This window comes from Nibrella saemangeumensis (assembly GCF_039541915.1).
Lineage (GTDB): Bacteria > Bacteroidota > Bacteroidia > Cytophagales > Spirosomataceae > Nibrella > Nibrella saemangeumensis.
Window position 1 is genome coordinate 40,718 of sequence record NZ_BAABHD010000078.1, and the last position, 12,638, is coordinate 53,355.

The following is a 12,638-nucleotide window of genomic DNA, read 5'->3' on the forward strand; positions in this document are numbered from 1 at the left end:
AAATAAAGACTTAGTAAATTTCTTTCAATTCAGCCATGTACTGGTCTAGCATACTCCGTTGGTTTTGCTTAGTAGATCGTGAGACAGGTATATTTCGATGCTGAGCGCTAGTTTCATTTATTCCAGGCGAGCTCTGGCGATAAAAGCGACGGCCCTCAAGCGATACCCTTTGGCTAGCTACTACGTCTCCAATTAGTTGATACGTTACCCACACCGCTTTCTCAAGTCGTTCAAAGGGTATAGCTAGTTGATTCATTAGCCGCTTAAACATCATAATAGCTATACGATCAATTAGGATGCGATCTTCTGTAAGATCAGCAAACGTTTCTTCAGCTAGCCCTGTTTGAAGTAATAATGTTGAGACGTCTGTTTGCTCCAGATTGATTACTGATTTTATTAGTTGGCCTACCGTCTCATTCGCAACGGAATACTCTAATCGGTTTAGAATTGCAGCCTCTTTTATGGGATCAATCTGTGTAGCGTATTGGCCGTTGAAGGTGGCTTCAACTTCGGCTTGAAATTCGTTTGTGAATTCTCCTTCTGATAATGCAAGTTTTAAAAGCGTCTCGAAGGGGTCTAATTTATAAGTCATTTGGTTGGGGTTGGTCTTGTAGGTTGCGAGTAAACCTTCTGCAATTTTTCTATCGCTCGTCCGTAGAGTTGGCGTAGCGTACTGACATTTGTCACGTTTAGCCGTTGGGCTATCTGCTTATAGGATAAATTTTCTTTTATCCTGAGTAACACTATGTCTTTTTCATGGTCGGAAAGGGTATCAAGTAAGGCCCAAACATTGTCCCCAATTAAAAGTTCTCGTTCTCGGTCCTCATCATTAAAGCTACTTATTTCGTCAACTATAGTATCAAGCATCGCTTCACTTCTAATTACCCGGCTTTCATTTTCGTCGTCATTCTCAGGTGGATGGTCAATATATTCCTCATGATACAGTTCATCCGGGAGGGCCCGTATATGCCCAAGAACGTCATTCTTGAAAACGGCGAACAGCCAGTTCTTCAGATGCGTTTCAGAAGTAATCTGTCCCGTCTTTAAACGTTGAGTCGCTTTATCCAATGTATTATACATTAGCTTAATGGCAATATCCTCAGCCATAGCACCTTCCCTTGTAAATAGTAGGTATTTTCCAAAACCTATTAAGGAATTGCCATATTTGACATAAAGCTCTTTTGTACAAGTTTTAATTTCTGCGGTCGTTTTGTCGGGTTTTGACAGCAGCCCAATGAGTGTTGTAAAATCCACGGTCGTATACGTTTGCGGAATGGGTTACTATGGTGCTTCTAATAATTATATGCAGACTTGTCTGCTTTGTGACAGATAAAAGTGAAAAAAAAGTGAATTTTTTTATTATTATGATTTTAATTATATTTTCAATAGGCTAATTATATGAAAATCAAGTGTTTAGGTTATGGTTCAAGTAGATTCATCTTAATGCTTGACACTGAGTGACCGTTTAAAGCTAAGTCTATGAAGTACATGACATAATTTAGGTAACATATCCGTTTTGACTGTCCAGGATTTAGGTCAAGGTCACTAATATATTTATTGAAGTATAACCTTTAGGGTAATTCTATTATGATTGAAATGGCAATAGCTTGCTACGGCATCAGCGGGAAGTTGTATTTTACTTAATAGAGTTTGCCCAGGTTCGATTAAAGTAGTTTGTTCAATCGTGATTGGAATGATAATATCTTGGCTATTAAATACTTGAATATTGTCTTGTAAATTATTTTGGTTTAATAAGTAGGACACATTTACGTCATTAGTAATTTCAAAAGTTAAGTTATTATCCATCAATCGCGGAGTAATAATTAAACCATCAAGGTTATATTGATTATTTAATGATGCCCAAGTAATTAAATTATCAATACCAAATAATTTCTTTACTAAGAAATCTATGTCTGTGTAAGATGAAAGTTCGAAAATTGGTGTATTTACAAGTTGGCTTTTTATAGTATACCTAAGCCAAGCTGCATTTTCAATTGCAATCTTTGTTTTATCCCTTAAAGTAGGATAAATGTCAAAATTTGCCTTTTTGCTATAATCAGGATAGTATTTTTCTTCTTGAAGTTTTTTTATTACATTTTCTGACTTTGGGAAAGGAGTCGAACACTTTTCAAAATGAAGTAATACCCATTGCTCAAATGCAATGCTTGAAAATGCAACTTTAATTTTTTTATTATTAATAAGTTGATCAGCTAGTTCAAAAGCCTCTTTATGCTTTGTGTACCCATCCTTATCAAAAACGACCCACACTTCATCATAATCGTCAATTCTACTTTGTGCCTCTTTAATCAACCCTAACGCATCTGATTTAGGATTATCTTCATTGCGGTCGGGGTATATAGTTACAACTAACTGACCCATCTCTTCTATCTCCTCACTTATTCTCTCAAAATAAATAGGTTCAGTATTTTTACCCTCACAGGCAATAAATATAGAGGTTGCTGGAGTTCTCTTTTTTTTAGTCATTTCCAAAAATAAACTCTACTTCTTTAATCTTTGGATCTCCTCCAAATTTGCCACTATTATACCATTTATCAAAAGGCGTATCATCCCTAACTCCTTCAAAATCCTTAGCAGAAAAAAGTTCAGTTTCTCCAAATTTATCTTTTGAAGTAAACCATATTTGATCTTTTCGAAGATTATCTTTATCTAGAAGCGTAACTTCATGTGACGCAAAAATTAGTTGTGCATTCCATTTGTTAGTAATTGGACTGTTGAACAAACGAACTAAAAATTTTGACAATTTGGGATGTAAACTATTATCCAATTCATCAACAATAATCACTCCACCCTTATCTAGAGTTTGTAAAATTAAGCCACCTAAAGCAAATAGTACATTCGTGCCTTGTGATTCTTCATCAAATGGTAGTTCTCGTATTCCGATTTCATTTTTTTCTTTATACAAAGTGTGAGTAGCAAATGCTTTTATACTATTATCTTCAATAAACTGTTTTTTCAAATCTTCAGGTAAGAAGTCAGGAAATTCAAATTCATTTTCTAAAGCGACTTTTACTGAAACATTTTCAATCTTCGTGTCTGCAACTTTGATTAATTTACTCAATTTCTTTGCAAAAATTTGATTATTTGGTTCAAGAATTAGCTTTGAGATATCTTTTCTTAGCGAATCAAGCCTAATTTTGTTTGACGCATTCCATATATTTAACTCATTTAAATAGCGGTATATAGGAGTTAATTGATCATGTGGTTCGCTAAAGCCAAAACGAGAAAGATATAGTTGGTTTTTAAATACTTTTCGGGAAATATTTTTATCTTTTAAACTTTTCCCCAAGGATAACGTATCATAATCTTCTGATTCAGAAGATCTTTTAAAAAGATTAGTTATTTTTCCATTCGGATAAAAATCAAGTTGTTCATACAATACGTAATTTCGGTTAAATTTAATGCCATACCTATACTTAATTTTTTCTTTATTTATAAAAGTAATTTCAAATTCTACAGGCGCATTTTCAAAATCTACGTCTAATAGAAACGGTTCATAACAGTTAATTGGTTTGTCAACTTTGAATTTAGAAGATTCACTTACAAAATAGCGAAAAACAAGGAATGCAAGTATAAAGGTAGACTTGCCGGAAGCGTTGGCTCCGTAAATGACTGCAGAACGTAGAAGTCGTTCCTCACTACCATCAGCTAAAGTCAAAGAAAAAGTATTGTCTGACTTATTACGACCGCTTTCTGCAGCCATGGTAAATACCTGCTCAGACCTTATAGACCGAAAGTTCGCTACTTTAAATTCGACTAACATAGATTTTATACGCGTTTTTTGTGTAAATCTTACAATAAACTCTAATTAAAGCAAATTTTTGTGTCTTTAAGTTCAATATCTCCTATATTATTAGGACATCTACAAAGATTTTATTGACTTTCCTCATTGTTTATATACGTCTTGGTAGTAGTTTGACACTTATAGCCAACAATTCCTGCCCTCCTCAAGTACGATAGCTTATTTGGTTTACCCGAATGGCAATGGCCCGGTACATTAGTCCCTCTCTGCGACACAACTAAATCAACTCCGCTGCTTGCCGATTGGACAAATTTGTCTGAGCGTATTCTTGTCGGATATGTAAACTGTCTATTTCCTCCATTTGATGGACATTTCTTCCAAAATAGCAGCTGGTGTTTTTCACCATCTAGTAAAGAGTGCTTACTGACTGCAGTGGATTGTTGTCTCTAAGTAGTTCGGCATACTATACAACAATGGTGCTTATACAACTGCCTTATTGAACCCTCGTTTAGCCACTCTTATACGAGTAAATGCCGGAGCAATACTTACGGCAACGGGTAATATATAAAATTTACAAGGCTTAGACGCACATTCAAGCCCTGTCTCCTGTCCTGACTAGAATTTCCTCTTGCTTCTTCTGAAACAAGCATGTAACTAATCGTGCTTGTTTAGTAGCCATAACATTTTAACAACGCCCGTTGCCAGAACGTTATAAAGCCCCATTTTTCCTTATCTTTACCCGTGGAACACGCCTCCGCTAAAAATTCAGGCAAAATCAGCGGCTGCTCTTACCCTTATTGGAAAGGGGATAGAAGTGGAAAAGAGTAGGTGTCTTCCGTTACTTTACTAGGACCCTTTCATTTTGGGATGAACTACGTACCGTACTACCGCGTCTCTACAGCTAGTCAGGGCAAGAGCGGACTAGGCCTCTCCGCGCAGCGGGAAATTGTGCAGCGGTTTCTCAAGAACGGGGACCAGCTGCTGGCCGAGTTTATTGAAGTAGAGTCGGGTAAAAAAGCTAACCGCCCTCAACTTCAAGCCGCCATCGCCTTTGCCAAGCAGCACGGGGCCCGGCTACTGATCGCCAAGCTTGACCGTTTGAGCCGCAACGTTTCCTTTATTTTTTCGCTGCGCAATTCCGAAGTAGACTTTGTGGCCTGCGACATTCCCGATGCCAATACTTTAACGGTGGGCATTATGGCTGTACTGGCTCAGCACGAGCGGGAGCTGATCGCTGATCGCACCCGGCAGGCGCTGGCGGCTAAAAAAGCCCAGGGACATCAGCTTGGTATGCCTAATATGACACCGGCTATTAACCTATTAGGCAGGCAGGTACAGCAGCACAACGCCCGTACCCACCCCAGCAATGTGCAGGCAGCCGAACTGGTACGGCTGTATCGGAAGGAGGGACTAACCTATGCCGCCATTGCCGAGCGGCTGAATACCCTTGGGTATCGGACCCGGCGGGGAAAACGCTTTTTTGCCATGAGTGCTCAACGACTTGATCCAGCACGATCAGCACTTATACAATAGCATTTCTTCTGTACTACAAGAATAACCGGGTCATACCGGCTAATGAAACTACTGTATACTAGGGGTACCGGTAAAAACCGGTGTCTGCCACGGTAAAATATTGGCTATTGTTAACGTTTTTCCGTAGCATACGCAACCAGCGTCCGCCCCTTCTAAATAACTAAATAGGAGAACATCTAAAAGTGTGAACGGTCCCGCTCCGGAATGCCGGACCACGGCCGTTCCGGAATCGCTCCCACGAACCGGCCCCGATCAACCTACCCGAGTGCTCAGGATATTAAGGAGTCAGATCAATAAAAAAACAGAGGTATAGTTGCCAAACACCCCCCCCTAATGTTTACCCTTGTAAAAAAGCAGAAAAATGGACACAAGAGACTTAAAAAAGCGCTTGCATTACATTAAAGGGCAGATTGAGGGCATTGAACGCATGCTCGATGAGCAACGAGATCCCAATGAAATTTTTGTGCAGTTCAAGGCAGTAGAAGGGGCCCTGCAAAAAGCCATTTATGTGGTCCTGGATGAGACCCTAAGGAAGGATTTAGCTCAAAAGATTGTCAATGTTGTCAATGCCTGTCCAGGAAACTGCGGAGACGCCGATAAAATAGAATTTATCCGCCAGGAATTTCCCAAACTCGGCTTGAAAGAAGTTAGCCAGGTGATCGCCCAGTTACAAACCATTGATGAGAACTTAAACAAGCTCAAGGACAAACCGGAAGAATAATTTTTTACCACCGGCTTGGCAAACACCCCCCCTGTGGCTCTCCTTTGCCAAGAAGCATGAAATGTAAGTTAGAAAAGGATTTTACCCAAAAAATAGCATGGCAACGGAAACCGTTCAAATGAAGGTATCAGGGCTCATGTGCTCCTTCTGCACCATGAGTGTGGAAACGGCACTCAAGCGGTATCCCGGCGTGAAAAGCGTGATGGTGAATCTGGTGCACGGGATTGTGCTGGTCGAAGCCGATACGGCCCAAATCAAGCGGGACGAGCTGGCCGACGCGGTCGAGAAACTGGGCTACAGTGTGTCGGCCACGGAAGTTCAGCAATATCAAAATGATGAGGATTTGTTTCAAGTGATTAAGCAGCGCGGTACCATAGGCATGGTGCTCTCGGTACTGGATCTGCTGATTGATCCCATCAATTTGTTTGCCTTGCCAGCGCCCTACCGGGCTTGGTTTAGCTTTGCTGTGGCCCTGGTAGTACTATTCTGGGTCGGGTATCCGGTTTTGCGCAAGACCCTGATGGCCATTAACCAACGGGTCATTAATGCCAATGTCCTTTTATCGGCGGGTGCATGGGGATCTTTTATGGTAGGGGTTCTCGCCTTGTTTGATCCTGCCTGGCCTAATTTTTTGCCTCTCGCCGCCTGGCTGATGTCGCTGCACCTGTTCTTTGCCTATTTTAAATTAGATACCCGCAAGAAAGCCTCGGAAGCTGTGCGTAAGTTGCTTTCCTTGCAGCCTTCCAAAGCCCGGGTGCTTCGGGGAAATCAACTCGTTGAGGTGTTAACGAAAGAGGTTACCATTGGCGAAGTGGTGGAAGTGCGGCCGGGTGAGCGATTGCCCCTGGATGGTGAAGTGATCTCGGGCACAGCCAGTGTCGATGAATCCAGCTTCACCGGGGAATCCGTACCCGTCACCAAGGAAGTGGGTGCCAAAGTCATTGGGGGAACATTGAATCTGGATGGTGCCCTTCAGGTTCAGGTGACCAAGACGGGAGAGGATAGCTTTTTAAATCAGATTGTCCGGCTCATGAGTACGATTGCGGAACGCAAACCACCCATTGAGTTGCTAGCAGATCGCTTGATGAATTATTACGGACCGGTGGTTTTCATTGTCGCGGGGCTGGCCTTCGCCGCCTGGGCTCTGCTCACGGGTAACTTTACGCAAGCCACGATCGTGCTGATTACCACAATCATTATGGGGTATCCTTGTGCGCTGGGCATCACGACCCCGATGCTGGCCGCTATTGCCGGTGGCAAGGGGATCTCTATTGGTCTATTGGTCAAAGCCAGTGAGGTATTTCATGGACTCTCCATTGTGGATACGGTCGTGCTGGATAAGACCGGCACGTTGACCTACGGGAAACCCACAGTGACCGAGATAGAAGCCTTTGGAAAGGATTCCCAAGAAATGTTAGCCCTGTTGGCCGCTCTGGAAAGCCGCTCTGAGCATCCGATTGGACAGGCGATTACCTTTTATGCAAAGAAGGAAGGTGCGCCGCCGTGGAACGTAGAAAACTTTCGGGCAATTCCCGGAAAAGGGGTCTTGGCAACCTATCAGGGGCAGGAAGTAATAGCCGGGAAACCTTCTTTTCTGCAAGAGAAAGGAGTTCAACTCCCCTCTACGGTAAAGGGGCAGATTATCCGTTTGGGGGCGGAAGGTAAAACTGTCATCGGTTTAGCCAAAGGGAATAACGTGATCGGCCTGGTCGCGCTTCAGGATACCCCAAGACAAGGGGCGGCTCAGGTGATTCACAAGTTAAATCAAAGAGGTATCCTTACGGTCATGCTGACGGGAGATGCCAAGCCGGTTGCCCAGGCCATTGGCCAAACGTTAGGGTTGCAACAGGTTCAGGCGGAGCTTTTGCCAACCGATAAGGTGGCCGCCGTGGAATCCCTGCAGGCCCAAGGCCGAAAAGTGGCGATGGTGGGAGATGGCATCAACGATGCACCCGCCCTGGCCCAGGCGGATGTAGGGATTGCCATCGGTGCCGGAACGGACGTAGCTATTGAGTCAGCCGGAGTAATCTTAATCGGTGATAAGCTCATGGATGTGGTCAATGCCTTGATATTAGGCAAAGCCAGTTACCGGACAATGACTGGCAATGTGATCGTGGCGGTACTCTTTAATATCGTCGGCATGGTGCTGGCCGCCCTGGGTTTGATTACTCCGCTACTCGCTATTGCGGTCATGATTATTAGTATTTTTGCTATTTTGGTAAACACACTTCGTATTCGCTCCATTAAGCTGGAAAAGCCCTATGAGGCTAAGCCTGAATCGCTAGCCCAAGTGGCGTTCCGGGTGCCCGATATGGTATGTGAGGGCTGCGCCGGAACCATTAAGGCTACCTTGACCGAGTTACCGGGCGTTCAGGAGGTAACCTCCAAAATAGCTCAAAAACACGTCTTTGTACGGTATGAGCCCACGAAAGTAGGCCAACAGCAATTGAAAGAAGCGCTTCGGGAATCCGGATTTACCGCTATTGAAGCGTAAGCATCCAGCAACGATGGTCAACAACAAACCAATTTATTTACCCGTAAACAGTACAATTCGATCATGAAAACTATATCGCTGCCTCAGGGTACTCTAACGAAAAGACTTCTGTGCCTGGGTCTCCTAGGATGGATGGGCTTAATGACTCTTTCGTATAGACAGGCCTTAAAAGGGGAAGAAAAGACCACTTCGCAACAAAGCCTGCAAGGGACCGCAAAAACGGTTATTATACCCGTGAAAGGTATGTCTTGTAGTGCCTGCCAAGCGAATGTTAAACAGAATGTGGCTTCCCTGCAAGGGGTGCAGGATGTAACGGTGAGCCTGGAAAAGCGGGAAGCAAAAGTGACTTACACCCAGGGCAAAGTTTCACCGGAGCAGTTGGTAAAGACTATCAATGAGTTAGGGTACCAGGCTGGTAAGCCGGTGGAAGCCAAAAAATAATGACGTTAGAGGATTTCATTGAACGTTTTGGGGATAGTCTTTCTCAAGGTTCTTTCCTCAGTTTTGCCGTTACCTTATTGGCTGGCATTGTAGCCAGTGGGGTATGCCCCTGTACGCTTCCGGTGGGTTTGGGCATGGCCGGTTTAGTGAGCAGTAGCGCCCAAACTAATAATTCCCGTCAGCAAGGGTTTCTCGTGGCTACGGCCTTCTTTGCCGGGATCGTTGTGAATTTAACCCTACTGGGTGCATTAGCGGGTAGACTGGGGGCTATTCTGACAGAATCTTTTGGCCGCTATTGGGCCTTAGGCATGGCGATCATTTCCTTGTTAGCGGCCATAATATCGTTTTACGGTCCTCGCCTGAAGGAAAAACAACTGGCTGTCCTTCGTAAGCCGGGCATCAGCGGAGCCTTTGGGTATAGTTTTATCTTTAGCCTGGGGACATCGGCCGCCCCGCTGTTGCTGTTACTCTCGGTAGCGGCGGCAACCGCCAGCCCTGTGTATGGATTACTACTGTCCCTGACGTTTGGAATTGGTAGGGGGCTTCCTTTTTTATTCGTGGGGCTTTTCGCCGGGGCCGTGTCTCGCTTCGCTCAGCTTACCTGGTTTAGGCGCAGCATTCAGATCATGAGTGGAGGAGCGCTTTTATTTGTCAGCTACTATTATCTTCAAACCTATTTAGCTTTAATGCAAGATTAACATATAAGGTTTTATCACTTCAGTCGTTTGTAAGCATGGGTTACTTATTGGGCCTATGAATTATCTGGCTTCTGCGGAAAAACTCGACCAGACTGGTATGGCCTTCTCGTACCATGTAATCGGTTAATTTGACCGAAGGGGGCATAGAATCCAATAGGCGGAGAAAGTGGATGTGATGCCCAAAGGTTAGGTGAAGTTGCTTTCGGCTCAGCCGCATGACCGGGGCATCAGAGGATGCACTGAAATAATAGAAAATGCGCCTGCCTTCCATACCAAAACTTTCCACCGAATAAAGAACCAATCTGTCATGGTCGATCACTTCGTAAGTCAGGTTTCGGCCTGCCCGGCGAAATCCCCAATAGGTTGATTCATCGGCCTGGATAATCGTATCAGGCAGGACTAGCATCATGCTTCTACGGCCGTGGCGACCTGGCCGCCAGTGGCATCCCTTCCGGTTGGCGCGGAAGGGATAGACCAACTGCCCACCTTCAAAGTCGGATGCGGTCAGATACAGGCCATTTTCAGCAGGACCCGTTGGCTTGTCTAATTGCTGAAGGCAAACAACAAAAAGCAGAAACAATGTCCAAGTCATTTTCTGCTGATGTTAAAGTTACTGAGCCAGACGCAACGCCTGGGCGTACACATCTGGCAATTCGCTTTGCTCAACGGCAAAGGCCGCGCGTTCCACATCGTACGGAACGCGGATAAACTCAACACTGATCCCATCAGCCAAACCAGGGCGGGCGGTCTCATCAATGGTAAGCAGCACATAACAGGCCCGTGGATCGCCGTCTTTGGGTTTACCAACTGAACCAATATTGATCGCATGTCGGTAATACGGTGCCTCGCCTTCGCCCTCGGCGCTCACCACCTTGTGAAAAGGCTTGTGCGTGTGGCCAAAGCACAAAATATCCGCGCTGGCTCCTTCCAGCACACGGGCAAGGCTTCGATCTCCCCGATCCTCAAACAGATATTCATTGACGCGTCGGGGACTGCCATGCACCAGCAGCAGCGAGAAGGGCGTTTGTTGCTGCCACAGATGGGCCGGATCATTGCCTAGCTCAAACTCCACCCGAATATGAGTGGGTAGCGCCCGCAAATAGGCCCGCTCCGGATCGCCTATGGCTTCATTGGTGTAGGCAATGGACACCTTGCCATTGGTTTTCTCATCGTCGGTTTTGTAGGCGCACCCACAATCATCCGAGGCCCGGCCAATGCCGAAATCATAATTTCCGGCGATGGTCGGAATGTTGCGTTGGCGAATTTGGGCGATTACTTCGTTTGGCCACACATTGTAGCCGACCAAATCCCCCAGGCAGTACACCGCATCCGGCCTGCGGCTGTCGATGTCAGCAAGTACCGCTTCCAGCGCGGGCAGATTGGCATGAATGTCGGAAAACAGGGCAATTCTCATGCGTGTTTTTGAAAGGTTTTTTTATAGTAAGGGGCAAATTTCTTTTCCTGCTTGAGGGCAAAATTGACCATCAGGATCAACACGGGCACCTCAATCAACGGTCCAACCACCGCGGCAAAAGCGGCACCGGAATGGATACCGAATACGGAGATAGCCACCGCAATACCAAGCTCGAAATTGTTCCCGGCTGCGGTAAAAGCCAGGGAAGTGGATTTGCAGTAATCCGCTCCGGCTCGCTTCGAAAGGTAAAAGGCCGAGAAAAACATAAGGGCGAAATAGATGGTTAGCGGTAGGGCAATGCGTAGCACATCCAGCGGAATGGAGACGATCAGGTTGCCTTTGAGGCTGAACATCACCACGATGGTAAACAGCAGGGCAATCAGCGTAATGGGGCTGATCGCGGGCAAAAAGGTCTGCTCGTACCATTGGCGGCTAAAGATTCGAGTGATAATCAAGCGTGAGAATAGGCCCGCTAGGAAGGGAATGCCCAGATAAATAAAGACGCTCTGCGCAACTTCCCCGATGGTGATATTGACCTCAAAGCCTTTCAGGCCAAACAGGGGTGGCAAAACGGTGATAAACACATAGGCATAGACCGAATAGAACAGCACTTGAAAGATGCTGTTAAAAGCCACCAAGCCGGCAGCATACAATCAGTCCCCGCCCGCCAGGTCGTTCCAGACAATGACCATCGCAATGCAGCGGGCAATGCCGATCATGATGAGACCGGTCATATATTCGGGTTTATCCGGCAGAAAAATTACCGCCAGGCCGAACATCAACAGTGGTCCGATGATCCAGTTTTGCAGCAGCGACAATCCCAGAATTTTGGTGTTGCTAAACACCTTGGGCAATTCCTCGTAACGCACTTTTGCCAGTGGCGGGTACATCATCAACACCAGACCAATGGCTAACGGAATGTTGGTACTGCCGGAATTGAGCCGATTTATGAAGGCTTCCGTTTGCGGGAAGAAATACCCAATGCCAACTCCCACCAGCATGGACAGGAAGATCCACAGCGTGAGAAAACGATCTAGAAACGAAAGTCTAGGCATGTGCGGGGCTGTTGGTAGTGAGATGGTTTTCAATGAATTGGCGGCTGTAGGCTTTGATCTCGTCACCCACCTGGCGGAAGGAGGTCAATGCATCTATCGCACCGGCGAACCGGCCGGGCACATGGCCAGGATCGGTAAAGCTGTGATGAAACCGCCGGGCCACGCCAGGCTGGGTGCTCGATGGGAAGGATGGGCACTGCTCGCGGGCGTCGCCACGACGGGCAGTGTCGCAAACCGTGATGACGTAATCGAACGGAATGGCAGTGTATTCGTCCGCATGGTTCGAGCCGTATCGCCGGGCGGTGTAGTGCGAAATGTCGATGCCATCTTCGGCCATGACTTGCATGGCCAAAGGGTTGACCGCCCGGCGGCCCGGCCCTTTCGGATCAACCCCGGCACTTAACACCTCGGCCCGATCACCGCGATCCGACGTATCGGCAAAATGCTGTAAATAGCCCTGGGCCAATTGGGAGCGGGCAGAATTGCCGGTGCAAAGCACTAGGATACGTTTCATAATTAAGC

The 12,638-nt window shown here is 45.8% G+C and carries 12 protein-coding genes and 1 pseudogene; 5 read left to right on the forward strand and 8 right to left on the reverse strand.

Annotation, left to right across the window (positions count from 1 at the left end):
• Window positions 1–10: 10 nt before the first annotated feature.
• The 4 genes from ABD949_RS22595 to ABD949_RS22610 form a co-directional block, all read right to left on the reverse strand.
• Window positions 11–592: a hypothetical protein gene (locus tag ABD949_RS22595; RefSeq protein ID WP_345247272.1), complete on the reverse strand. Its 582-nt coding sequence runs from the start codon at window positions 590–592 to the stop codon at window positions 11–13.
• Window positions 589–1,254, reverse strand: coding sequence for an RNA polymerase sigma factor (locus ABD949_RS22600; protein ID WP_345247273.1), 666 nt, complete (start codon window positions 1,252–1,254; stop codon window positions 589–591). The genes ABD949_RS22595 and ABD949_RS22600 overlap by 4 nt, the downstream gene beginning before the upstream one ends.
• A 300-nt stretch (window positions 1,255–1,554) precedes the next feature.
• Complete coding sequence (locus ABD949_RS22605; protein ID WP_345247368.1) at window positions 1,555–2,484, reverse strand: RloB family protein; 930 nt, start codon at window positions 2,482–2,484, stop codon at window positions 1,555–1,557.
• Window positions 2,477–3,781, reverse strand: a complete 1,305-nt coding sequence (locus ABD949_RS22610; RefSeq protein WP_345247275.1) for an AAA family ATPase — start codon at window positions 3,779–3,781, stop codon at window positions 2,477–2,479. The genes ABD949_RS22605 and ABD949_RS22610 overlap by 8 nt, the downstream gene beginning before the upstream one ends.
• A gap of 846 nt (window positions 3,782–4,627) precedes the next feature.
• Between ABD949_RS22610 and ABD949_RS22615 the strand changes: the two genes are divergently transcribed.
• From ABD949_RS22615 to ABD949_RS22635, 5 genes are all read left to right on the forward strand, one after another.
• Window positions 4,628–5,293, forward strand: a complete 666-nt coding sequence (locus ABD949_RS22615; RefSeq protein ID WP_345247276.1) for a recombinase family protein — start codon at window positions 4,628–4,630, stop codon at window positions 5,291–5,293.
• 361 nt (window positions 5,294–5,654) lie between these two features.
• On the forward strand, window positions 5,655–6,014 hold the full coding sequence (locus tag ABD949_RS22620; RefSeq protein ID WP_345247278.1) for a metal-sensitive transcriptional regulator: 360 nt from the start codon (window positions 5,655–5,657) through the stop codon (window positions 6,012–6,014).
• Window positions 6,015–6,132: 118 nt separating this feature from the next.
• Entirely contained in the window at window positions 6,133–8,508 is a 2,376-nt protein-coding gene (locus ABD949_RS22625; protein WP_345247280.1) for a heavy metal translocating P-type ATPase, read from the forward strand.
• Between the two features lie 243 nt (window positions 8,509–8,751).
• Window positions 8,752–8,949: a heavy-metal-associated domain-containing protein gene (locus tag ABD949_RS22630; RefSeq protein ID WP_486348248.1), complete on the forward strand. Its 198-nt coding sequence runs from the start codon at window positions 8,752–8,754 to the stop codon at window positions 8,947–8,949.
• Entirely contained in the window at window positions 8,949–9,647 is a 699-nt protein-coding gene (locus ABD949_RS22635) for a cytochrome c biogenesis CcdA family protein (RefSeq protein ID WP_345247282.1), read from the forward strand. Before ABD949_RS22630 ends, ABD949_RS22635 begins: the two co-directional genes overlap by 1 nt.
• Before the next feature lie 40 nt (window positions 9,648–9,687).
• On the opposite strand, the gene ABD949_RS22640 is transcribed toward ABD949_RS22635, so the two are convergent.
• From ABD949_RS22640 to ABD949_RS22655, 4 genes and pseudogenes are all read right to left on the reverse strand, one after another.
• On the reverse strand, window positions 9,688–10,239 hold the full coding sequence (locus tag ABD949_RS22640; RefSeq protein WP_345247284.1) for a hypothetical protein: 552 nt from the start codon (window positions 10,237–10,239) through the stop codon (window positions 9,688–9,690).
• 18 nt (window positions 10,240–10,257) lie between these two features.
• Window positions 10,258–11,061: a metallophosphoesterase family protein gene (locus ABD949_RS22645; protein ID WP_345247286.1), complete on the reverse strand. Its 804-nt coding sequence runs from the start codon at window positions 11,059–11,061 to the stop codon at window positions 10,258–10,260.
• A pseudogene (arsB, locus tag ABD949_RS22650) lies at window positions 11,058–12,116 on the reverse strand (ACR3 family arsenite efflux transporter). The gene ABD949_RS22645 and the pseudogene arsB overlap by 4 nt, the downstream one beginning before the upstream one ends.
• A complete protein-coding gene (locus tag ABD949_RS22655) occupies window positions 12,109–12,630 on the reverse strand; it encodes an arsenate reductase ArsC (RefSeq protein ID WP_345247287.1) in 522 nt (173 codons plus the stop codon). The pseudogene arsB and the gene ABD949_RS22655 overlap by 8 nt, the downstream one beginning before the upstream one ends.
• Window positions 12,631–12,638 lie beyond the last annotated feature (8 nt).

Excerpts from the sequence above, each read along its gene's own strand:
- ABD949_RS22640 (WP_345247284.1), bottom strand. The coding sequence starts at position 10,239 with ATGACTTGGACATTGTTTCTGCTTTTTGTTGTTTGCCTTCAGCAATTA.
- ABD949_RS22605 (WP_345247368.1), bottom strand. The coding sequence starts at position 2,484 with ATGACTAAAAAAAAGAGAACTCCAGCAACCTCTATATTTATTGCCTGT.
- ABD949_RS22595 (WP_345247272.1), bottom strand. The coding sequence starts at position 592 with ATGACTTATAAATTAGACCCCTTCGAGACGCTTTTAAAACTTGCATTA.
- ABD949_RS22615 (WP_345247276.1), top strand. The coding sequence starts at position 4,628 with ATGAACTACGTACCGTACTACCGCGTCTCTACAGCTAGTCAGGGCAAG.
- ABD949_RS22610 (WP_345247275.1), bottom strand. The coding sequence starts at position 3,781 with ATGTTAGTCGAATTTAAAGTAGCGAACTTTCGGTCTATAAGGTCTGAG.
- ABD949_RS22635 (WP_345247282.1), top strand. The coding sequence starts at position 8,949 with ATGACGTTAGAGGATTTCATTGAACGTTTTGGGGATAGTCTTTCTCAA.
- ABD949_RS22625 (WP_345247280.1), top strand. The coding sequence starts at position 6,133 with ATGAAGGTATCAGGGCTCATGTGCTCCTTCTGCACCATGAGTGTGGAA.
- ABD949_RS22630 (WP_486348248.1), top strand. The coding sequence starts at position 8,752 with ATGTCTTGTAGTGCCTGCCAAGCGAATGTTAAACAGAATGTGGCTTCC.
- ABD949_RS22645 (WP_345247286.1), bottom strand. The coding sequence starts at position 11,061 with ATGAGAATTGCCCTGTTTTCCGACATTCATGCCAATCTGCCCGCGCTG.
- ABD949_RS22620 (WP_345247278.1), top strand. The coding sequence starts at position 5,655 with ATGGACACAAGAGACTTAAAAAAGCGCTTGCATTACATTAAAGGGCAG.
- ABD949_RS22655 (WP_345247287.1), bottom strand. The coding sequence starts at position 12,630 with ATGAAACGTATCCTAGTGCTTTGCACCGGCAATTCTGCCCGCTCCCAA.